Raw genomic sequence first — 21,064 nt, 5'->3', positions numbered from 1 at the left:
TCGATCACGCCAAGTCCGTCGTGATCCTGAAGCGCTCGATGCGTCCCGGCTACGCCGGCATCAGCAACCCGCTGTTCACGGATCCGAAGACCGGGATGTACTTCGCCGACGCGAAGGTCGGGCTTGCGGCCATCACCGCTGCGGTCAAGGAGTACGTCACCGCCTGAGACGCAGCGACCCGCTTCAGGAGGGGACCAAGGCCTTTGCCGTCGGGGGCAGCGCCCGAAGAACCTGAGGCCGACGGCGAGTACACGCCGGGCTCCCCACCGGCCTGATGTGGGCACTCGACCCATTCCCCATCTGGCTCATCTCGCTCGCGATGTCCGGCATCGCGGTGGGTTGAACCGCTCGCGCACCCCGTGCGGCTCCGGTTAAGAACCTCGACTGCTACGAGGGGCACCCTGCCCTCGCAGTGACCTTCGGCCCTGGCCTCGTTCGTGCCCTCCGGGTCTGCTTGCAGTGTCGGAACCTGGGCCGACACCACGCTCCCCCGAGCCCGTCTCGCACCGGCAGCTGCGCACAATGGGAGCGGGCCATGACCCTGAACATCGACCACACCACCACCCCTTCTCCCACCGTCCCTGGCACCACTCGAGGCCGGTCGCCAGGCGGTTGGGTCGCGGCGGGGCTGCTGGCCGGCGCCGTCATCGTCCATGGGGCGATCCACCTCCTCGGCGCCGCCAAGGGCCTCGGGTGGGCCGAGGTCACTGCGCTTGCCCAGCCGACGAGCGCGGCGATGGGTGTGGCATGGCTGGTGGCGGCGGCCGTCACGATCGCGGCGGGAGTGCTGCTGCTGGCATCGGTGCGCTGGTGGTGGGTCGTAGGGGCTGCCGCTGTCCTGCTGTCGCAGACCGCGATCGTGATCGACTGGCGCGACGCCGCGTTCGGAACGGGAGTGAACGTGGTGCTCGGGGCAGCAGTGATCTATGCGTACGCCGCTCACGGCCCGAGCAGCTTCGAGAGCTCCTACCGCCGTCGGGCCGGTCACGCCCTCCGTCGCCGTGCGGAGCAGAACTCGGTGCCCTTGACCCGGCCACCCGTCCCGCTGATCACCGAGGGTGACCTCGAGCGGCTCCCGGCCCCCGTCGCCCGATACATCAGCCAGTCAGGTGCAGTGGGTCATCCGCAGCCCAGCTCGTTCCGAGCCCTCTTCCACGGGCGCATCCGAGCCGCAGGCGACAAACCGTGGATGAACTTCGTCGGCGAACAAGTCAACACCTTCGGACCGATGCCGGAACGCTTCTTCAAGATGGACGCCACTCGAGCCCATCTGCCGGTGGATGTCCTTCACGTCTTCAGCGGGAACGAGGCGAGGATGCGGGTCAAGCTCTGCTCACTCGTGCCCATGGTGACCGCGTCCGGTCCAGATCTGACACGCGCCGAAACCGTCACCCTGCTCAACGACCTATGCGTGTTGGCTCCTGCTGCCCTGGTCGGCGCTTCAATCACCTGGACCACCATGAATGAACATCAGGCTCGCGCGGTGTTCACCCGCGGCGACCAGACGGTCAGCGCAGAACTCACCTTCGACCAGCAGGACCAGCTCACCGGCTTCACATCAGACGACCGGTTCGCGGTCTCCGCCAACGCCAAGACGCCTCGTCGGCAGCGTTGGTCGACCCCCCTACGTCGCTACAGGTCCTTCCACGGGCACATGATCAGCTCCAGTGGACTGGCCGTCTGGCACGCTCCGGCCCCAGAGGGCGACTTCGCCTACCTCGAATTCGAACTCGACGACATCGTCTATGGGTGAAGAGGCGCACCACTCGGGACGGACTCGCAAATAGCAGCGCTTTCGGGGCCGGCCGGGCGGATGGACGACCGACCTTGATGAGCGTCGTAGCGAAGCCTTCGGCCCGCACCTGGGTCAGCACCAGCCCGATGACGCTGAGGGCACCGGCGGTCAGTAGGCCGACTCGCACGCCGCGGTAGGGAGGGCCCGGAACGCGGTTGCAGCGCAGAGGAGGCTGAGGCGCAGGCAAGTCGTAAGCAACGACGCCCACCCCGCGCAGCACCGAGCGCCGCCGTCGGCGCGCCGCGACGTCCAGGCAGAGAACGTGAACTCGGCGATTATCCGTCCACCGACCGGGACGCGCGGGATCGTCAACGGAATCGACCACGGGGCGCCGGGACGTTCTCCTCTAACCAGCCGCTGCCGTGGGCCGCAGCCTGTCCGCATGAGCCAGGTCACCGAGTTCCAGGCAGGTTTGTGGTCGACCTGCTGCGCGAAGAGCAGTCGCCGGTCGTGGTGCCGCCGGTGAAGCAACACTCCGCAGACGGTACGACCAGACGAGGCTTCCTGGGTGTTGCCGTCGGAGGGGTGGCGACGGTGGCGGTGGGCGCGGCGGTCGGGGGTGACGTCTTCGCCGCGAGCCGAGGTGTGTTCTCCAGCGGTAGTGGGCCTGCATACGAGCCGTGGCAGTTGTGGCAGCGCGGGTCCGCGCCGCTTCGGCTCGTCGCCGCGGGGATCCTCGCCGCGAACGCGCACAATGCCCAAGCGTGGCGGTTCGAGGTCAGCCCGCAGCGCATCGACGTGATCGATGACCTCAGCCGCAGTCTCGGTACGGTGGACGCCTACCGGCGCGAGGTGCAGCTCTCGGCAGGATGTGCGATCGAGAACATCGCCCACGCCGCGCAGGCTGTCGGCCTCGCCGCCGCCGTGACTGCCTCTCCGACGGGCGACCGATCCCTGTTGGCCCGCATCGATCTTGCCCCCACCACACCGAGGGTGTCGTCGTTGTACCGTGCCATTCCGCTCCGTCACACGGACCGCAGCGCCTATCAGAGCGGGCGCCCCCTCCCCTCGGGCATCATCCAGGGGTTCGATGCGCTGGTCGATCGGGCAGACATTCGGCTGCTGTGGCTGCTGAGCCCGGCCGAGCGACGAGCTTTCAGCGCCTTGACGGTGGCCGCTACCGAGGCGTTCATCGCTGATCCGGAGCAGGTCCGCGACGACTCGGCCTGGTACCGGTCGACTTCGGGCGAGATACAGAATCATCGCGACGGCATCACCCCCGACGCGGCAGGCCTCTCGCCACTCGTCCGGAGCATCGGCAAGCTGCTGCCGGCCACGGAGGCCTCGAACAACGCCTATTGGCTCTCCGGCACACGCGACCGCCAGCTGCCCACCGCGTCGGGATTCGCGATCGTTCTGGTCCGAGACGCGGCGGACGTCGCCCAGCGGCTCGGCGCGGGTCGTCTGTACCAGCGGATGCAGTTGTGGGCGACGACGAAGGGACTGGCCATGCAACCGCTCAACCAGAGCGTCGAGCGAGCCGAACGCGACCGGGTTACCGGCCGATCAGGTCCCATTCGTACCGGCCTCTCCGGCCTGGTCGGTGATTCGGCCTGGCAACCGGTGATGCCGATGCGGATCGGTACCCGACCGCGCTTGCTCCGGCCAGCCCGCGTCGGGCCCTCGCGGCGGTCATCACCCGAGGCACCCCGTGACCCGCCGTGCTTCTGCGTGGTGGTGGACCGCACTCACCGACCTACTCGCCATGGGATACCTGCTCATCGCGGTCATCAGTCCACTGGCGTTGATCTGGTGGTCCGCGCTCACCGGCGCCGTTCTGATCGTCACCGGGCTCTGGTTCGCCCCTCGAAACAGGCCGACCGCGCTCATCGCGGTCGTCGTCGGCGCGCTCGTCCCGGTCATCACCGGCTGGTGGAGCCTGGTCGTTCCCCTCACCGCTGCCCTCATCATCGTGTGCGGGGCAGTGGCCGTCAGCGGCGCGAAGGACCGGGGGCCACGACGAAGTCCGGGCCACGACGCCGCGGGCGCTATCCCGGGCATGAGCGAAAGGGCACTCCCATGAACGTGTTGGTCACCTACGCGAGCCGCCACGGTTCCACCGCTGGTATCGCGGAGCGGATCGCGTCGCAACTCCGCGTCGCGGGTCTGCCCACGGAGGTGATGTCGGTGGACAAGGTGAAGAACCTGCACGTGTACGACGCGTTCGTGATCGGCGGCGCGGCCTACATGGGCCACTGGATGAAGGATGTGACCGCCTTCGTGAAGCGTCACCGCGCACTGCTCGCCGAGAATCCGGTCTGGCTCTTCAGCAGCGGACCATTGGGCGTCGACATCGTCGACAAGGACGGGCGCGACGTCCTCGAGTCGGCCACGCCCAAGGAGTTCGATGCGATCGTCGCTGCCATTCACCCACGAGCGGAACAGGTGTTCTTCGGAGCCTGGGACCCCCACACGCCTCCGACCGGGATCGCGGAGCGGCTGATGAAGTTCGCGCCGGCGGGCAAGGCGGCGCTTCCTGCCGGGGACTTCCGGGACTGGGGCGCCATCGACGGATGGGCGCACGAGATCGCGACTCGGTTGGCCGGGCTCGCCGCCGACTCCCGCTCAGCCTCGTGAAGACACGGCGAATGAGCGGCGCTCCGCCACTTCCCACGCCGGACCTTCGGCTCGGCCGCAGGTTCCGTCCGCTACTCGAGGCGCCCCTCGTGCGGCCGGGACTGCTTCTGCTCGTCGTTGTCGCGGCTGCGGTGGTCTACATGCGGTGTGTGCGTCCGTGGCAACTGACCTGGGGAGCGACGCCGAGCGAGGTCTCCCGGAGGCTGCCCAGCGATGCGCTCGTGAGCCGACCCACGTTCAATGCGACTCGCGCTATCACCATCGCTGCCCCTCCTAGTGAGGTCTGGCCATGGTTGCTCCAAGTGGGTGTGACCCGGGCTGGCTGGTACAGCTACGACATTCTGGACAATCTCGGACGTCGGAGCGCGCGGAGGGTCATCCCAGAACTGCAGCACATCGCGCCAGGGGACATCATCCCGATGAGCCCGGACGGCAAGCAGGGCATACGGGTCCATTCGATGGATGCGCCCCGCTCGATGGTGTGGGGACAGGCGGGTGGAACGACGTGGGCGTGGCAGCTCGACGAGACCGCCGACGGCGGTACCCGCCTTGTCAGTCGCGTGCGGTCCCGCTACCAGTGGTTGTCGCCATCCGTTGCCTTCTCGGCGCTCCTCGAATTCGGCGACATCTGGATGATGCGAAAGATGCTGATGAACCTGCGCGAGCGCGTGACAGCCACCCGGCCCGGGAAGGAAACGCGCACACTCTGACTGATGGGGCCTCGCCACGGAAGTCGGGTTCACCGCGGGCGCAGGCAGCCCCCGATGAGGGAACTGTTCCGCCAGTAGGTCTATGAAACTCGGTTCTAGCCCGTCAACTCGCTCGAGTATCAGTCTCCATCTCAGAACACTCGCCTCACAGTGCGGCCACGAAGCTGCCCCTTCAGCGGAACGAGCCCGGCTGCGCTACGGGCGACGATCGTGGCTGCGGACTCGCCGACAATCGCTCGAAATTGCTCGGTTCCGGACTCCCGCTCGGGTGCTCGAACCGGACGCGGAAGGCCGCGGGAGAACGACAGTCAATACTCGTGACCGGAATGAACCGACCGTTTCGACGCACGTGGATTGCGGTCGGGACGGTCGGCAGCAGCTTTGCCAGGTCGTAGCCCCACGGGGTGAGAAGGTAGATGTCCGAGCGTGCGCCGGTGAGTTGTTCTCCCCCGCACCCTCTCGGCCTCCGGTCCGCGCGGCGCCGAGCGTGACCGGTGGCGCCGAGGCAGGGCCTCGCAGGCCCGCTCGGAGCACAGCCCCGGTCCTAGACTGGGCACGGTTCGCCCGTCAGCCGAGGCGCAGCCCATCAAGGAGGCCGCGCCGTGAGCGATCCGGGTCTCTCGTTCCCGGATCAGCCGCGGGTGGAACTCGACCAGCGGCTGACCGACCTGGTGAGGTCGGCGAACGAGGTGCTCGAGACGCAGGGCCGGTTGCGCGCGTTACTCCGGGCGAATCAGGCGATCACGGCCCACCTCGACCTGGACGGCGTGCTCCGCAGGATCGTCGACTCCGTCCAGGAGGTCACCGGTGCGCAGTACGTGGCGCTCGGCGTGCTCGGCGAGCGCGGCGGACTGGAGCAGTTCATCCACGCCGGGATGGACGAGGCGGACGTGGCGCGGATCGGGCACCTGCCGCACGGCGAGGGCCTGCTGGGCGCCCTCGTCCGCGACCCAGAGCCCATCCGGATCGACGACATCGCCGCCGATCCACGCGGCGCCGGCTTCCCGGAGGGCCATCCGCCCATGCGTGACTTCCTCGGGGTGCCCATCCGCGTCCGCGAGGTGGTCTTCGGGAACCTCTACCTGACGAATCACCCGAAGGGGCACTTCAGTGAGGAGGACGAGCAGCTGGTTCGATCGCTCGCGTCGACTGCCGGATTCGCTGTCGAGAACGCGCGGCTTTTTCGGGAGACGCGACGCAGGCAGGAATGGGCCGCAGCATCGACCGAGCTGACTGCCCGGATGCTCTCGTCCGACCAGGGGGACGCGCTCTCGTTCGCGGCCGAACGGATGCGGTCGCTCGCGGAGGCGTCGAGTGCATTCGTCGTGCTGCTCGGCGACGCTTCGGAGCGGGTTGACGTTCTGGAGGTACGCAGCGGCGACTCGAAGGAGGTTCGGACCACAGATGTGATCGTGAAGGGGACGATCGTGGAGCACCTTCTCGAGGGCGGTCGGCCTCTGCGGTTGGACGAGAACGAGGTGCGGGACCTGAAGTTTTCAGACGCCGACCCGTTCGGTCCGATCCTCGCCGTACCGCTGACCGGGAGCGGGGGGAACATCGGCCTGCTCCTTGCCGCCCGCTCTTGCGGTAGCCCCGCATTCACCGAATCGGATCTGGAGGTCGCGGTGGACTTCAGCGGGCGGGTGAGCGTCGCGCTGGCGTTGCAGGCCACCCGCTCCGATGCTGAGCGGGTGATGCTGTTCGAGGAGCGTGGACGGATCGCCCGGGACCTGCACGACCGTGTGATTCAGCAGTTGTTCGCCACAGGGATGCAGTTGCAGGGAGTACTCAGCACCCTCCCCGAGGGACGCAACGCGGAGCGCGTTGACGCGGCCATATCGAGTCTCGACTCCTCGATCACACAGATCCGGCGCGTCATCTTCACCCTGGAGTCCACGGGTCGGGGAGACGAGCGGGCGACCGGCCGGCAGCGCCTCTTCAACCTGATCGAGCGAGTCAGCAGTGCGCTCTCCGTCGACCCGTCGATCCACGTGACCGGGCCGGTGGATGCCGTGCTGATCGGTGACCTCGCCGAGGACGTGCTGGCCGTGGTCAGTGAGGGTGTGACGAACGCCGTCAAGCACGGGGGGGCCAACACTGTTGCCGTTGACGTCAGCGTTGACACACCGGGCGTCACCGTCGCGGTGTCCAACGACGGGCTCCCTCTGGCCGTCTCCGCGCGACGCAGCGGCCTCGCCAACCTCGAGGAGCGAGCCACCCGCCGTTCTGGTTCGATGACCCTCGGGATCGAGGCCGGCTTGACGGTCCTGCGCTGGGCCGTCCCGCTGCCGAACGAGACGCGGGCCAGCGTCTAACCAGGTCGGCACGCACTTTCGCCTGGATGCGGCAGCGCGGGAGTCGCGCCTTAGGCCGGCTCCAGCCACGCACCGGCAAGGGCGGTCGAGATCGACGCCGCTGGACGTCACGGGTCTCGCTCAACCGCGAGCTGCGTTGCGTCCTCACGGGAAGGCGGTCGGTGGCAGAGCGTTGCCCGGATCCGGCTACGGGCTGCATGGAGTCATTCCCTCTGTTCGCGAACGGAAACAGCCGGCAGGCCGGTTGCAGGACGAAGGTCCCTGGTCAGCCAGCGCGGATGCGGTGAGCCTGTCAGTCACCGGACGGCAAACCGAAAGCGACGCAACAATGAACGACGTCATCACAGTGTTCCTCGTCGACGACCACGAGCTCGTCCGTCGTGGGGTGGCGGAGATGCTCGAGGCGGACCCCGGGATCAGAGTGGTCGGGGAAGCGGGATCCGTCGAGCAAGGGCGTGGGCGAATCCTGGCGACCCTTCCCGCAGTCGCCCTGCTCGACGTGCGCTTGCCGGACGGGAGCGGCATCGACCTCTGCCGCGATCTGCACGGATCCGCACCGCAGGTCCGCTGCGTCATGTTGACCGGGTACGACGACGACGAGGCCATGTATGCCGCTGTGATCGCGGACGCGAGTGGCTATGTGCTGAAGGACATCCGCGGCAGCAGGCTCATCGACGTGGTGAAGAAGGTAGCGGCTGGACGGTCCGCGCTCGATCCTCTGCTTGTGAAGGCGGTGCGAGACCGGCTGCGCTCAGGGCCAAGTGCCGACCCTCGGCTGATCGACCTGAGCCCGCGTGAGCGGGAAGTGCTCGGCCTCATCGCCGACGGGCTCACGAACCGCAACATCGGCATCCGTCTCTCGTTGGCGGAGAAGACAGTGAAGAACTACGTGTCGAGCCTGCTCAGCAAGCTCGGCCTCCAGAGCCGTACCCAGGCAGCCGTGCTTCAGCTCGAGACCCGAACCGCATTCCCCCTCGCTGCGCCTCGGGCCTGATCCTCGCGCGGATCGCCGAAAGGCGGAACTCACTGCGAGGTCACCGCAGTCCGCGCTCGACGAACTGACTGGCGGGGACTGCTGGGCGCCGCTGGAGCCTGCGCCCATCGGAGGCAGCGGGACCGGGAACCGACTGCTACGGCACGCCCGCCTACCGATCCCACCGATGTGGCGCGGTCTCTCGTGCCGCCTTCGACCGGCGGAACAGCGGCGGGACTTTTGACTCTCACGGCTCATCCGCCGGTCCGCGACCCTGGCTTCTCGAGCGACGGGAGGCGTGTCAGATGCGGATCACACGTCTAGTGGTGGGCTGGGACGCTTCTTCGCCGGCGGAGCAGGCGCTGCGCTGGGCTGCAAATGCTGACGAGCGGATCGGCCGACCAGTGCATCTCGTCACGGTCCTGACCCCCGGTGGGACGGACCGCCCCGAGGAGGCGGTCGCGGCAGCACGAGATGCACTGCAGGCCGCCCTCAACGGGTTGATGCAGACGCACCCAGACCTCACGGTGACGGCGGAGGTCGCGGTCGGGGATCCAGCGGAGGAACTCCCCCGGGTCGCAGGACGTGACAGCCTGCTCGTCATCGGAGCCTCGAAGGCTGCGGGTAGGCGTCAGACGGGGGCCCGCAGGGTCCCCGTCGCGATCGCAGGCCGCGGAGACGGGGTCACCGCCATAGTGCCGGCCGAGCCTCTCGGCGGGCGGCGGGGCATCTTCGCCGTCGTTCGTGGCCGCGAACGCACCCGCGGTGCACTGACCTTTGCCGCCCAGGCGGCTCGGATCCTGAACGAGCCGCTCACGTTGCTTCGCATCCGAGATCCGTACGAACCAGTCGATGGCCTCGAACCGGTGACCCTGAGGTCCGAGCTCGGCACGCTGACGCATGAGTTCCCGGATCTGACTGTGAACGTCGACCCTCACTGGGTGCGAAGCCCAGCTTGTCTCCTCACCCACTCGGATCACGCCGCGCTGCTCGTCCTCGAGGGACATCGACCGTCCTGCGCGCCCCCTCGATTCAGCCCCGAGCGCTGGCTCGCCGCGCAGGCGCAGGCACCATTCGTCGTGGTCGCCGAACCGTCCGTCCAGCAGGGCAAACTCCGCATCCCCAACCCGGAGCAACTCGCGCTGAGGGGCTGAGCGATAGCCGCAGCCCCAACCACAGGAGCCCCGTGAAATGAGAAAGAAGATGAGGAGCTGGTTCGTATGGGTGCAAGCACCAGGCCGGACGACGTGAGACGACCCCGGCGTCAGCGCAGGGCGACCAAGACACGTCCCGACCTGCCGATCGACAGCAGTCATGGCGGTCGCCTTTGGAACCGAGCGATGCTCCGCGCACTGGGATCCCCACTAGCGCCGCTGCTGGGCGGATTCACCGCGGTGCGATACACCACGGGGTCCACCGTGGTGGTGCTCCCCGTTCAACTGGCTCGCCACGACGACGGTGTGGACATCGCCGCAGCGCACGCGAGCCGCAAGCGCTGGTGGCGGCACTTCCGCAGCGCTGCGCCAGCCGAGGTGTGGATCGATGGCCGGTGGGAGCCAGTCAAGCTCAGAGTCCTCGCAGGTGACGAAGCCCGAGCCTCCAGCCGTCGTTACCTCGCCAGGTTCCCCTCGGCTCGCCGCTCCTTCGCCCCCACGAACGGAGCGGATGCCGACATACGGATGCTCCGAGCTGATGTTGACCTTCGCAGCCGTTCTCGGCGGGCGGCCTCGTTGTCACACACGCTGAACCCTCATAGTCAGCGCGGTCAGAAAGTAAGACTCCATCTGCCCCGTCGTCGGGGCGTGGCGAGTCAGAGCCGCTCCCTACAGACGCTCGCCTGGTTGCGGGTGTTTTTCGCCGACATGTGTATGGGTGGCCCAGGCGTCTGCTGAATCGGCGCCCGCAGCGGGGAGGGCCGGCGCCGCTGGTACCGCGGAGCCGCGATGCACGTTGCCGCCTCAGGTGCCGCTCCGGATCCGGAGAAAGCCGAGGTGCAGCCCCCCGAGGGCGAAGAACAGGGCGGCGAGCGTTACGGCCCCGGCGTCGATGTGTTGCCCTCCGTCCGGCGCAAGGACCGGTCCGAGTGCCAGGGACAGCATGAGTGCGCCCCCGAACACGAACATGGCCGGGGTGAGCACGAGGCCGAAGCCACGGCCCCTGAGCAGGAGGATCGCCAGCACGAGGAACGCGGGCATGATGAAGCACAGGTCGAGCACGTAGATCGAGTAGTAACTCTGGATCTGGCGGTGCTCGGCCATGAGTGGCAGCAGCGCCGCGATCCACATCGGGTAGAAGACCAGCGGCTGGAGCAGCGCTCCCGCGAACGAAGCGATCCGTACCCAGCGCGGCAGCCGGGCGCCGGCCAAGACGTCCGGCCGGAGCCCTGCCACGCCCAGGACGAGAGCCCAGAAGGACAGCGCGAACACCGCTAGGTACACGAGGTAAAGCGCGTTGTACACCTGCTCGATGGAGTACACGCCGTAGCCGTAGAAGAGGTACGCAAGCAGCGCGAACGCGAGCACCTGCTGCCGGTACCGAGGGGCGCGGGCGGTCGCCGAGAGCACGACGAGCGCCGCACCGACGGCGACGGTGACGAGGTCCTGCGAGAGGGCGCCGGGCAGCACCGATGGAGGCACGACTCGGGAGTACAGGGCAGGAGTCCCCAGGCCGCCGACGGCGGCGATCACGGCGAGCCCGCCCGTGATCGCCCAAAGGATCCGGTTCAGCCGTTCGCGCTCGATCATTCCCAGCCCCCGCAGCAGCGGCGAGACGGATCCCGGCGAGGGCCGGTTGACAAGGTTGATCTTTGCCCAGTCGTCCGGGGTGAGGGGTGTGCCTTCCGACAGACCGACTGGCGGTACGGGATGGTGACTGGCGGTCTCGAGGTTTTCGTCCACGCTCGAGGGTGACCAAGCAGGGAGCGGCTGCCCAGGGCCCAAGGTCCTGGGAAGCCGCGGTGTCTTCCCGACCCTGAACCCGGCGTCTCCCTCTACGACAGCTGGTCAGGCGGCACCCTTGGCGATTCGCGACGCCGCTGAGAACACCCGAGCCAGGCCGACACACGCGATGGGGAAGACCACGGCGTAACCGAAGATGCCGATCGTCCGTAGGCCGAACTGATCCGAAATGGGACCCACCAAACCGAGGACGCTGAGTGCGCCAGCGATGAGCAGGCCAACTCGCACGCCGCGGTAGGCGCGGCCCGGGAACACGGCTGCGGCGCAGAGGAGACTGACTCCGAACAACAGGTCCCACGCAACGACATCGACTCCGTACAGCACCGAAGGCCACCGCCATCCGAAGATCGGGCCGGTCAGCGCGCCGTCCCCGATACGACGGGCGACCGTCAATTCGACGAAGTGCACGGTGGCGGTGGTGCCCGCGGCGAGAAGCATGGACCCGAACGCGAGAAGCCCGAAGATCTTCCGGCCCGGTGCGGCGGCGAGGTAGATCGCGGCAGTGAGAGCGACCAATCCCGGGGCCATCAATATGATCAGCACCTCTGCGATGCCCAGGAACGGGTCCTCGAGCGGATCGCTGAAGTTCCCCAGAGCGACGAATCCCAGCACAAGCGTGGGAACGTACAACGCCGAAAGCACGACCGTCACCCAGGCAGCCCAAGCGCCGACGCGTTGGACGCTCGAACCCGGCAAGTCGGGCGCATCGCGGCCGCCGTGCTCCACCGCTGGCGAGGCGTCCGGTCGAAGTGCGACGGGGGCGATAGCGGGGTGCGACGAGGTCTTGACGTTTTCGTCCATGATCCGAGGATCACGGGGCGGGAGGACTGGTCTCAGGGTCGAACGTCCCGTCGGCGCGCATTCCTCTCAGCTTCGCTGCTGCTCCGCGCCCCACGCCGAACAGGTGTTGGGCGCGACCGTGCGATCTACGATTGGGCCGGACGACCAGCAGGATGGACCCCCGGCCGCCGCAAGGACTTCAATGGACCTCTCCAGCGCGTGTCGCAGAGGACCGGATATCTCCCTCGGCGAACTAGATGATGGTCATGAAGAAGAAGATCGAGAGATTGACCAAATCGGTGAGGAAGTGAGAGAGGGTGGGCCATCGAAGGCTTCCGGTCCGACGCTGCTCCTCAAACGCGGGCAACCTGATTCGTAGACACCGAACACGACAACACTTCGACGGTTGTGCTTCCGGACGTCGGTTCAGGGCCGGTTCCGGGTCAGGAATCGCCCCCGTCGACACGCACTCGACGGTACCGAGTCCCCCCGACCTTCCGGACGCCGGCGAGCGAAGCGCGAGGCGCCCGCCGCTCGCCGGCCGCCTCGTAGGCCGACCCGCGCCAGCGCTCCTCGGCCCCCGCCGCACGGAGGTCGAGGCCCGACCCGCGGGATGGGCGGCAGCGATTACGCGCCACCGCTCCCCGCGCCGCACGTTGGGCAGCACGCCCTGCACCGCCGCCACCTGGGAGAGGGCGGCCACGCACGCCTACAACTCGATCGGGCTGGCCGGGCTGCAGCACGCCATCCCCGCGGTCGCGGTCCGTGATGCTGTGGTTGGCGCAGGTGGAGCAGCGCTGACGCCCCACGTGGCCCGTAGAGTATGGCAAGAGTGTGGCAGAGCGTCGCGGGCCACCTGGAGCCACTAAGGGAACCCCTGCGTGATCAGGTACTTTGTACGCCCCCCGGGACTTGAACCCGGAACCCACTGATTAAGAGTCAGTTGCTCTGCCAATTGAGCTAGAGGCGCAGAACGGCCCGCAGAAGCGGACCGGGGGTCAAGATTAGCATGGCAGCGGAGGACACCCCCATGACTACTGCCACCCGTCTCGAGGCCGGCGAGCCGGCTCCCGACTTCCGCCTCTCGGACTCGACCGGTGCCGAGCGCTCGCTCGCGGACTACCGAGGTCACAAGGTCGTCCTCTACTTCTACCCCGCGGCGATGACGCCCGGGTGCACGACCGAGGCCTGCGACTTCCGCGACAACCTCAACTCCCTGCAGGTGGCCGGGTACCAGGTTCTCGGGGTCTCGAAGGACGAGCCGGCAGCGAACGCCGAGTTCGCCGAGCAGGAGCATCTGAACTTCCCGCTGCTGTCCGACCAGGACCTCACGGTGCATCACGCGTACGGGGCGTACGGCGAGAAGTCGCTCTACGGCAAGACCGTCACCGGCGTGATCCGCTCCACCTTCGTGATCGGCGAGGACGGCGTCGTGCAGCTGCCGCTCTACAACGTGAAGGCGTCCGGCCATGTCGCCAGCCTCCGCAAGAAGCTCGGCATCGACTGATCCCCCGCAGCTTCGGCCGACCCTGGCGGGCTCGCGCGGCCTGATCGGCGGAACCGCGCGTCAGCCGCGGCGCATCGCCGCGGTTACGCCCGGCGTGAAGAAGAGCACGATCACGATGATCGCCGGGATCGCGAGCAGCGCGGCGAGGTCGTAGCGACCGCCGGGACCCTGCGCGGCCTGCAGGCCGACGAACAGCTGCACGATCTGCCACACCACCGCGGCCGGCCGCGTCCACTTCGCGGCGCGGAGAACACCGCGCGCCGCGACGATCAGACCGACCGCGATCACGGCCGTCACCACGGCGAGCCCGACCCCTGCACCGACCGATCCCGCTGCCGTGGAGGTCAGGGTCTCGGTCACGAGCAGGACGGTCACGAGAATCAGACCCATCGCCTCGAGCGCGAGCACGATCGCGACGACGATCAACGAAATCCGTCGTCGCGGCTGCGGATCCAGTCGTTCAGGCGGCCTTCTAGCACTGTTCCCGCGGCCAGCACTCACAGGCACATCCAACCACGGCACCCTTGATCACGCGGCATGCCCTATGCCACGATGTTTCCGGTCGGTTTCGGTGCCCCCACTGTCGTGGGCACGCGGTGGCACCGAAGGGTGGCGGGTCTCCCCGCTCCGTTCACGCTGTTTCCGTGCCTGAGGTCCATCCTCCTGCACCCCACCCGAATGAACGCCGAACGACCTCGAGCCCTCCCGGGCCCGCACGCGGTGCGCCGCTGTGCCCGGATCCCACGAATCCCGTTAGGAGCGCCCACGCATGGATTGGCGTGATCGAGCTGCCTGCCTCACCGCTGACCCCGAGCTGTTCTTCCCGATCGGCAACACGGGACCGGCGGTCGACCAGATCGAGCGCGCGAAGTCCGTCTGCGGTCGGTGCACCGTCACGGAGTCCTGCCTGCAGTACGCGCTCGAGACCAGCCAGGACTCGGGTGTCTGGGGCGGGCTCAGCGAGGACGAGCGTCGCGCCCTGAAGCGCCGCGCCGCCCGCGCCCGCCGCACCGCGTAGTCGCTGCTCCACCGCCGCGACGGGCCGAGGGCGACGTGTCGCTCGACGCCCGTCCGCGGTGTGCTGGTTCGCCCTCCGAGAGCGAGCGTCGGCAACTGCCGGATCAGGCCCGTCGTAGTGAGCGCTAGTCGCGGTCGTTCCCGAACCGGAACGGCACGGCGATGGTCACCTCGGTGCCCCGACCCGACATGGTGTGCCAGTCGATGATCCCGCCGAGCTCCCCCTCGATGAGGGTGCGGACGATCTGCGTGCCGAGGCCGCTGCCGACCTTGCCCTCGGGCAGGCCGACGCCGTTGTCCCGCACGCTGACCGTGAGGCCTTCGTCGGACCGGTGCGCCGTGATCACGACGTTGCCCTCCCGCTCGGCGAGGCCGTGCTCGACCGCGTTCGTGACCAGTTCGGTGAGGGCGAGCGAGAGGGGCGTCGCGTAGTCGCTCGGCAGGATGCCGAAGGCTCCCCGCTTCATCGGATGCACGCGGGTGCCGTGCGAGGACGCGACCTCCGCGATGAGCATGAGAACCCGGTCGAAGACCTCGTCGAAGTCGACGCTCTGCGCGAGCCCGTGCGACAACGTGTCGTGCACGACCGCGATCGCGGACACCCGCCTGGTCGCCTGCGTGAGCGACTCCCGCGCCTCGTCCGAGTTCGACCGCCTGGCCTGGATCCGCAGCAGCGACGCGACGGTCTGCAGGTTGTTCTTCACGCGATGGTGGATCTCGCGGATCGTCGCGTCCTTGGTGATGAGCTCCTGCTCCTGGTGGCGCAGCTCCGTCACCTCGCGGCAGAGCACGATCGCGCCCACCCGCAGGCCTTCGCTGAACACCGGGATGGTGCGGAGCGAGACGGTGACGCCCTTCGCCTCGATCTCGCTGCGCCACGGCGCCTTGCCGGTCACCACGAGGGGCAGCGTCTCGTCGACGGCGAACCGCTGCGGCAGCAGGTCGGTGACGACCTGCGCGAGGGACTCCCCCTCCAGCTCGCCGGAGAACCCGATGCGGTTGAACGCCGAGAGCGCGTTCGGGCTCGCGAAGATCGTGATGCCGTCCACGTCGAGGCGGATGAGGCCGTCCGACGCCCGCGGGGCGCCCCGGCGCGGGCCGGTCGGGGCGGTGAGCTGCGGGAAGCTCCCCGACGCGATCATCCGGAAGAGGTCGTTCGCGCAGTCGTTGAAGGTGAGCTCCTGCCGGCTCGGCATCCGCGCCTCGGAGAGGTTGGTGTGCCGAGTCAGCACCGCGATGGGGCCGATCACCTGCTGCTGCGCCGCGGAGGGTGAGGTGCGGCGGAACACCGGCACCGCTCGTACGCGGGTCGGCGTCTCCTCGAACCAGTCCGGGGCGGACGAGTCGAGGATCTCACCGCGCTCGAACGCGTCCGTGACGAGCCGCCGCCAGTCGGGCTTGATCTGCTGCCCGACGAAGTCGCGGTAGAAGAGGGTCGCCGCGCTCGAGGGGCGCGCGTGCGCCACCGCGACGAAGCCGCCGTCAGCCGACGGCGACCAGAGCACGATGTCGGCGAACGCGAGATCGGCGAGCAGCTGCAGGTCGTTCAGCAGCGCGTGCAGCCAGTTGAGGTCGTCGGCCGAGGACTGCGACGAGTGCGCAGTGACGAGTTCGCTCATGGTCGGCACCGCCCGATTCTACGAGCGGGCCGTGGAGAGGGCCTGCTGCCTCAGTCGCGGCGGCCGACGAGGAACTCGTTGAGCGCCGCGGTGAACGCGCGGTCGATGGGGCGCTCGACCCCGTCGATGGCCCGGATCGGCGCCGCGTGACGCACGCTCGAGACGAGCCAGAGCGCCTCGGCGTCCTCGAGCGCGTCCGGGGTCAGCAGCTCGTAGGAGGTGGTGAGTCCCTGGCTGCGGGCGAAGCTGAACGCGTCGGCCTGCGTCGTGCCGGCCAGGATGCCGAGGCTCGTCGCGGGCGTCGTGAGCCGGTCGCCGCGCTTCAGCACGAGGTTCGCAGTGGTGCCCTCGAGCAGGAACCCGTCGGAGCTGAGGAACAGCACGTCGTCCGCATCCCGGCGGTGCGCCTCACGGACCGCCGCCCGGTTCACCGCGTAGGAGAGCGTCTTCGCGCCTTGCAGCAGCCACGGCGCCGTGCTCGCGACGTCGTGGGCGTAGCCGCGATCGAGCAGCACGACGCGAACGCCGTCGCGCCGCGCAGCCGTGTGATCGGGCGACGCCTCTGCGAAGACCCAGCCGGTCGGCCGGTCGCCGCCTTCGATCCCGCGGGTGTAGACGAGCTTCGCGAAGGCCTCCTTCACCCCGGACAACTCCTCGGCGAGGGCGTAGACGACCGAGCGCCACGCGTCGAGGTCCGGCTCCGGCAGCTCCAGCATCGCGGCCGACCGCGCGAGGCGGGTCAGGTGCGGCCCGGTCGCCTGCGCGCGGCCGCCACCGATGCTGATCGTCTCGAAGACGCCGTCGCCGCGGGTCACCCCGAGGTCGAGCGCGCTGACGAGTGGCTGCTCGACGTCGATGAAGCGGAACGGCGGCTTCCCCGGAGCGGGCCGATCGAGCGACGGTGCGGTCAGGAGAGCGAGCAGGCGGGGTGGCACCGGTCCATTCTGGCGGGACGGCCCGTCCTCGGCTTCACGCGGGCTGCCGGCGGCCGAGCCGTGCCGGCCGGCGGCGAGGCTGGGCCGGCGGCCGCTCGGCGAGGTGGTCGAGCGTGAACCGGCGGAGCGCCGCAGTCGCCGGGGACCGCGGCGCCGCATCGGGCAGGCTCCGGGCGGTCAGCAGCGCGGCATCGCACGCGCCCGGGTCGCTCGGCACCAGCGTCACGTCGCCGATGCCGCCGAACCGGAGCAGGCTCGCCCGGATCTGCCCGGCCGGACCGATGCCCACCGCGGACGCCCGCACCTTGCTCACCACGACCCGCACGGACGGGGTATCGATCAGCTCGAGCAGGTCGCCGTACGCGCGCACGAACCGGGCGAGGCCGACCGGATCCCCCGCCCCGACCGCGACGACGGTGTCCGCGGCCCGCACGGCGGCGATCGTCGCCGCGTTGCGGCGGGGTGCGAACAGGTCGCTCACGATCTCCTCGTCCGTCTCGAGGTTGAAGCCCGTGTCCACCACGGTGTGGTCCGCCCACTCCCGGCACGCCTCGAGCACCTTGGTCATCCGGTCGGTCGAGAGCTCGGGCCAGCGGGAGGGACGCCCGATCCCCGTCAGCACCGAGAACGCTCCATTCGAGCCCCGGTGCTGCTGCGCGACGCGGTCGAGCTCCCCGCTCGTCAGGGCGCCGGCCGCCGCGAGCCGGCACGCCGCCGCCAGCCCGGGAGCCTCGTCGAACAGGCCGAGCGCCGGGGCGACCGCCGCGCCGACGGTGTCGGCGTCGACGAGTGCCACCCGCAGCCCCGTGGCCGCGAGCTCGGCCGCGAGGGCGATGGCGGTGGTCGTGCGGCCGGGCGCGCCTGCCGGGCCCCACACCGCGGTAATGCGGCCCCGCCCGGGAGCCGCAGGCCGGGGGGCGCGCTCCTCCGCGACGACGGGCGCCCGCCGTTCCAGGCGGCCGAGCACCTCGAGGAGCTCGGCGTCGGCGGGCAGCGGATCCGCGACACCGAGCGCGGTCGCGTACTCCTCCTCGGTCGGCCCGGAGGCCAGCACGACCACCGAGACGCCCCGGGCGGCCGCGGTGCGAAGCAGGTTCGCGTCGCAGTGCCGGGCGGATGCGGAGACCAGCAGGGCGTCGGCCTCGATCCGGTCCAGGGCGGCCGCCGCCTCCTCCGCGCCGGCGGGACGGGCCGCGACGACGTGACCCTCCTCGAGCAGCTGCGGCAGGAGCCGGTCCTCGACGTGGGGCGCGAGGCTGAGCACGACCGTGGTCATCGGTGCACCGGCTCGCTCACGGCCACGGCGGAGATGCGCGCGCCGTCGGCCACCGCCTGCAGCACTGCGGCCACGTCCTCCCTCGGCACCTGCAGCTCGACGGTGTTCTGCTGCGCCGCGGTCACGAGTCCCTGCGGTGCGATCGTGCGCACGACCGTCGCGCCCGACACGAGGACCACGGGGGCTCCGTACTCCGTCGTCGATCCGGCCTTCTTGGGCGCCGACCAGAGATCGACCACAGCGCTCGGCACGATGGACCCGGAGAGCCGGGTCGAGAGGTCGACTACGACCGCGGCGGTGTCGAGGCCGGCCGCCGTGCCGAGCGCGGACAGCGGCACCATCTCGCCGGCCGCGACCGTCCTCGTCACGACGTAGCCGCCCGGCGGGACGGGCCCGGACAGGTAGAGCGAGTCGGCGGGCCCGAGCCGCACGGGAGTGGCGACGAGGTCGGACGCTGAGATCCGGGCCCCGGGGACCAGGGGCTCGGCCGCACGGTAGACGGGGACCGTGCGGTTCAGGCCCTGCACGACGCCGGTGACGCCGAGCGTGGACGCGGCGACGAGCAGGACACCGACGACGATGCGCGGGTCGAGGCGCAGCCGGCGGGGCGGCGCCGACGGGAGCGTGGCCATGACGATCCTTCCGACGGGCTCGGGATGCCGATCCTCGCGGGCGCCCGCCGGCCCCGCACGAAGTTATCCACAGCGCCGGCGGCCGGGCCTGCGGACGGCGGAGGGCCGGGGGCAGGATGCCCGTCATGACCGCCCCGCTGCCCGCCGATCAGGTCGGACGCTTCCTCACCGTCGCCGAGACGGCCGAGGCGCTGAACGTCTCCGCGGCGCAGGCGTACGCACTCGTGCGGTCCGGCGAGCTGCCCGCGATCAAGATCGGCGCCGCCGGGCACTGGCGGGTCGAGCGGGTGGAGCTCGAGGCCTTCATCCAGGCCCGCTACGAGGAGGCGCGCCGCGCAGCGCACTGGCGGCAGACGCAGTTCGAGCTGCTCCCCGAGCTGCGCAGTGACCGGCTGCTCTGAGCCGGCTCGGCGCCGGTCGCCCTGCTAGTCGACGCGGACGAGCAGCAGCTCGGCGAGGGCGACCACCTCGATCCGCCCGACGGCCGAGTTGCGGCGAGGCTCGTCCAGACCGTGCACGGCGAGATCGAGGTGATCGCGCCCGACCCGGTCGATCGTGCCGGCGGTGCCGCCGTGGCGAAGCCGCAGCTGCACCGGTCGCCGACGGCGGGCGAGGTCGCGGAGCACGAACGGCAGCCCGAGACGATCGGTGAGCGCCCCGGCCGGCGCGCCGCCGTCCGCGGTGACCTGGGATCCGCTGGGCAGCAGCGCGGCGACGGCGTGCAGCGGCAGGACCGCCTGCGCACCTCCCGCGAGGTCACCGGCGATCCAGTCGCGGCCGACCGTGCGCGGGGCCAGGTCGACGACCGTGCCGTCGAGCAGGCGGATCCGCACCGGAGTGCGGCCCTCCCCCATCGCCGCGATGCGGTCGCGCAGCGAACGCCGGCCGAGGCGGAGACGCTCCTCCTCGGCGTCGCTCTCGCGCTCCTCCGCGCCGATGCCGGCCTCGAGCTGGGCCTCGAGGTCGGCGAACAGCTCGTCCCACCGCATCCCCGAACCGTATCGGCGCCGTGGAGGGGCGGCGGCGAGTTCTCCACAGCCGCCCGGACCGGCCCAGCCCGTGCTCGACGGGCGACTTCGGGCACGACGGGCCGCCGATGACGCCCGTTGGTGTCCGAACCGGCCCGTCGGGCGATCGGCGTCAGCGGAAGGACGCAGCGCGCGGGCGGGGACGACTTATCCACAGATCTGCAGAGAACCTGGACGGGCGCGCCCCGGTGCTGCTTGTCTGTCGCTCACCCCACCCGACCCAGGTGCGGCACCGCCCCGTTTCGCCCCCGGAGCTCCCATGACCGTCGTTCCCCCACCCGTCCCGGCCAGTGCCGTCGCGCGCGACACCGCGAGCGGCAGGCGCCTCTACGCGGTGCGCACGGAGGACTGGTTCGGGCGCCAGCCCACCTCCACCTCGCGGCTGCCCGACCCGAAGCCCCTCGTCGAGAACCTGGCCTGCAGCGTGCTCGAGGTGCTCGCGGGTGCGCGCGATCTCGAGCAGATCGCCCGGTGGATGAGCGAAGGGGTCTACAAGCACCTGCTGAAGCGGGTGGTGCTGGCCGCTCGCGGCCGTGCCGCACGCAAGCAGCCGGTGGCTCGGCCGGCGTTCCGGCTCGCCGCCACCCGCGTCACCTCTCCCGCCGACGGGGTGGTCGAAGCCGTCGTGATCGTGCACGGCAAGGCGCGCACGCGCGCGGTCGCCATCCGTCTCGAGGGTCTGGACTCGCGGTGGCGCGCCACGGCGATCTCGGTCCTCTAGGTCCGCGCCCGCGGCTCGAGCAAGCACGAGCTCACGCCGGCATGACGAGGTGGCCAGGAACGCCCTGTGCTGACGCGGATCCGTCCTGCTGACGTGCTCGTCGAGCGCCGGGCGGCCTACTGGCCGCGCTCGGCGGCTCGGCGCTCGGCCCGGTTCGACGGCGCCGGGGTGCCCGACTGCTGCTGACCGAAGGCGCCCCGCGGTGCCCCGGCCACCGGACGC

The 21,064-nt window shown here is 69.9% G+C and carries 19 protein-coding genes and 1 tRNA gene; 11 read left to right on the top strand and 9 right to left on the bottom strand.

The window, feature by feature from the left end:
* The 7 genes from JWQ92_RS03935 to JWQ92_RS03905 form a co-directional block, all read left to right on the top strand.
* Positions 1-167: NAD(P)(+) transhydrogenase (Re/Si-specific) subunit beta (locus JWQ92_RS03935; RefSeq protein ID WP_297343156.1), on the top strand; the 167-nt coding region annotated here is incomplete at its 5' end.
* Positions 168-535: 368 nt separating this feature from the next.
* The gene (locus JWQ92_RS03930) at positions 536-1,753 is read left to right on the top strand and encodes a DUF6544 family protein (protein ID WP_297343153.1); all 1,218 of its coding nucleotides are present in this window, start codon (positions 536-538) and stop codon (positions 1,751-1,753) included.
* 456 nt (positions 1,754-2,209) lie between these two features.
* Positions 2,210-4,372, top strand: coding sequence for a flavodoxin domain-containing protein (locus JWQ92_RS03925; protein ID WP_297343152.1), 2,163 nt, complete (start codon positions 2,210-2,212; stop codon positions 4,370-4,372).
* 302 nt (positions 4,373-4,674) lie between these two features.
* A complete protein-coding gene (locus tag JWQ92_RS03920) occupies positions 4,675-5,082 on the top strand; it encodes a hypothetical protein (RefSeq protein WP_297343151.1) in 408 nt (135 codons plus the stop codon).
* A gap of 602 nt (positions 5,083-5,684) precedes the next feature.
* Entirely contained in the window at positions 5,685-7,397 is a 1,713-nt protein-coding gene (locus JWQ92_RS03915) for a GAF domain-containing protein (protein ID WP_367276707.1), read from the top strand.
* Between the two features lie 283 nt (positions 7,398-7,680).
* Positions 7,681-8,391: a response regulator gene (locus JWQ92_RS03910; protein WP_367276706.1), complete on the top strand. Its 711-nt coding sequence runs from the start codon at positions 7,681-7,683 to the stop codon at positions 8,389-8,391.
* A gap of 284 nt (positions 8,392-8,675) precedes the next feature.
* Positions 8,676-9,524, top strand: a complete 849-nt coding sequence (locus JWQ92_RS03905; RefSeq protein ID WP_297343150.1) for a universal stress protein — start codon at positions 8,676-8,678, stop codon at positions 9,522-9,524.
* Positions 9,525-10,328: 804 nt separating this feature from the next.
* Here JWQ92_RS03905 and JWQ92_RS03900 read toward each other — a convergent pair.
* From JWQ92_RS03900 to JWQ92_RS03890, 3 genes are all read right to left on the bottom strand, one after another.
* The gene (locus tag JWQ92_RS03900; RefSeq protein ID WP_297343149.1) at positions 10,329-11,114 is read right to left on the bottom strand and encodes a hypothetical protein; all 786 of its coding nucleotides are present in this window, start codon (positions 11,112-11,114) and stop codon (positions 10,329-10,331) included.
* A gap of 258 nt (positions 11,115-11,372) precedes the next feature.
* On the bottom strand, positions 11,373-12,128 hold the full coding sequence (locus tag JWQ92_RS03895; protein WP_297343148.1) for a hypothetical protein: 756 nt from the start codon (positions 12,126-12,128) through the stop codon (positions 11,373-11,375).
* Between the two features lie 876 nt (positions 12,129-13,004).
* Positions 13,005-13,077: transfer RNA gene (locus tag JWQ92_RS03890), tRNA-Lys, on the bottom strand.
* Between the two features lie 60 nt (positions 13,078-13,137).
* On the opposite strand from JWQ92_RS03890, the gene bcp reads away from it, so the two are divergent.
* Complete coding sequence (gene bcp, locus JWQ92_RS03885) at positions 13,138-13,614, top strand: thioredoxin-dependent thiol peroxidase (RefSeq protein ID WP_297343147.1); 477 nt, start codon at positions 13,138-13,140, stop codon at positions 13,612-13,614.
* Between the two features lie 60 nt (positions 13,615-13,674).
* Here the strand turns inward: bcp and JWQ92_RS03880 are convergent, their stop codons facing one another.
* Complete coding sequence (locus JWQ92_RS03880) at positions 13,675-14,040, bottom strand: hypothetical protein (protein WP_297343146.1); 366 nt, start codon at positions 14,038-14,040, stop codon at positions 13,675-13,677.
* Between the two features lie 343 nt (positions 14,041-14,383).
* Here JWQ92_RS03880 and JWQ92_RS03875 point away from each other — a divergent pair, with 343 nt between their 5' ends.
* A complete protein-coding gene (locus tag JWQ92_RS03875; protein WP_297343145.1) occupies positions 14,384-14,632 on the top strand; it encodes a WhiB family transcriptional regulator in 249 nt (82 codons plus the stop codon).
* Between the two features lie 124 nt (positions 14,633-14,756).
* Here JWQ92_RS03875 and JWQ92_RS03870 read toward each other — a convergent pair whose 3' ends face one another.
* Genes JWQ92_RS03870 through JWQ92_RS03855 form a run of 4 tightly spaced genes read right to left on the bottom strand, consistent with a single transcriptional unit; the run spans position 14,757 to position 19,093 of the window.
* Positions 14,757-16,259 (bottom strand): sensor histidine kinase, encoded by a 1,503-nt coding sequence (locus tag JWQ92_RS03870; protein ID WP_297343144.1) that lies wholly within the window; start codon positions 16,257-16,259, stop codon positions 14,757-14,759.
* A 41-nt stretch (positions 16,260-16,300) separates the two neighbouring features.
* Positions 16,301-17,185: an aminodeoxychorismate lyase gene (locus JWQ92_RS03865; protein WP_297343143.1), complete on the bottom strand. Its 885-nt coding sequence runs from the start codon at positions 17,183-17,185 to the stop codon at positions 16,301-16,303.
* Positions 17,186-17,219: 34 nt separating this feature from the next.
* A complete protein-coding gene (locus JWQ92_RS03860; RefSeq protein ID WP_297343142.1) occupies positions 17,220-18,461 on the bottom strand; it encodes a regulator in 1,242 nt (413 codons plus the stop codon).
* The gene (locus tag JWQ92_RS03855) at positions 18,458-19,093 is read right to left on the bottom strand and encodes a hypothetical protein (RefSeq protein ID WP_297343141.1); all 636 of its coding nucleotides are present in this window, start codon (positions 19,091-19,093) and stop codon (positions 18,458-18,460) included. Before JWQ92_RS03855 ends, JWQ92_RS03860 begins: the two co-directional genes overlap by 4 nt.
* A 125-nt stretch (positions 19,094-19,218) precedes the next feature.
* Here JWQ92_RS03855 and JWQ92_RS03850 point away from each other — a divergent pair, with 125 nt between their 5' ends.
* On the top strand, positions 19,219-19,494 hold the full coding sequence (locus tag JWQ92_RS03850; protein WP_297343140.1) for a helix-turn-helix domain-containing protein: 276 nt from the start codon (positions 19,219-19,221) through the stop codon (positions 19,492-19,494).
* 24 nt (positions 19,495-19,518) lie between these two features.
* On the opposite strand, the gene JWQ92_RS03845 is transcribed toward JWQ92_RS03850, so the two are convergent.
* The gene (locus JWQ92_RS03845; RefSeq protein ID WP_297343139.1) at positions 19,519-20,082 is read right to left on the bottom strand and encodes a hypothetical protein; all 564 of its coding nucleotides are present in this window, start codon (positions 20,080-20,082) and stop codon (positions 19,519-19,521) included.
* 298 nt (positions 20,083-20,380) lie between these two features.
* Between JWQ92_RS03845 and JWQ92_RS03840 the strand changes: the two genes are divergently transcribed.
* Positions 20,381-20,842, top strand: a complete 462-nt coding sequence (locus JWQ92_RS03840; RefSeq protein WP_297343138.1) for an Rv3235 family protein — start codon at positions 20,381-20,383, stop codon at positions 20,840-20,842.
* The last annotated feature ends 222 nt before the right edge of the window (positions 20,843-21,064 follow it).

The organism is Amnibacterium sp. (assembly GCF_025463795.1).
GTDB lineage: Bacteria > Actinomycetota > Actinomycetes > Actinomycetales > Microbacteriaceae > Amnibacterium.
The sequence above is the reverse complement of the archived record's forward strand: the minus strand, read 5'-3'. Positions and strand labels throughout refer to the sequence as shown.

Coding starts and splice junctions, on each gene's coding strand:
- JWQ92_RS03930 (WP_297343153.1), top strand. CDS start 536: ATGACCCTGAACATCGACCACACCACCACCCCTTCTCCCACCGTCCCT.
- JWQ92_RS03905 (WP_297343150.1), top strand. CDS start 8,676: ATGCGGATCACACGTCTAGTGGTGGGCTGGGACGCTTCTTCGCCGGCG.
- JWQ92_RS03900 (WP_297343149.1), bottom strand. CDS start 11,114: ATGATCGAGCGCGAACGGCTGAACCGGATCCTTTGGGCGATCACGGGC.
- JWQ92_RS03895 (WP_297343148.1), bottom strand. CDS start 12,128: ATGGACGAAAACGTCAAGACCTCGTCGCACCCCGCTATCGCCCCCGTC.
- bcp (WP_297343147.1), top strand. CDS start 13,138: ATGACTACTGCCACCCGTCTCGAGGCCGGCGAGCCGGCTCCCGACTTC.
- JWQ92_RS03875 (WP_297343145.1), top strand. CDS start 14,384: ATGGATTGGCGTGATCGAGCTGCCTGCCTCACCGCTGACCCCGAGCTG.
- JWQ92_RS03860 (WP_297343142.1), bottom strand. CDS start 18,461: ATGACCACGGTCGTGCTCAGCCTCGCGCCCCACGTCGAGGACCGGCTC.
- JWQ92_RS03855 (WP_297343141.1), bottom strand. CDS start 19,093: ATGGCCACGCTCCCGTCGGCGCCGCCCCGCCGGCTGCGCCTCGACCCG.
- JWQ92_RS03850 (WP_297343140.1), top strand. CDS start 19,219: ATGACCGCCCCGCTGCCCGCCGATCAGGTCGGACGCTTCCTCACCGTC.
- JWQ92_RS03845 (WP_297343139.1), bottom strand. CDS start 20,082: ATGCGGTGGGACGAGCTGTTCGCCGACCTCGAGGCCCAGCTCGAGGCC.
- JWQ92_RS03840 (WP_297343138.1), top strand. CDS start 20,381: ATGACCGTCGTTCCCCCACCCGTCCCGGCCAGTGCCGTCGCGCGCGAC.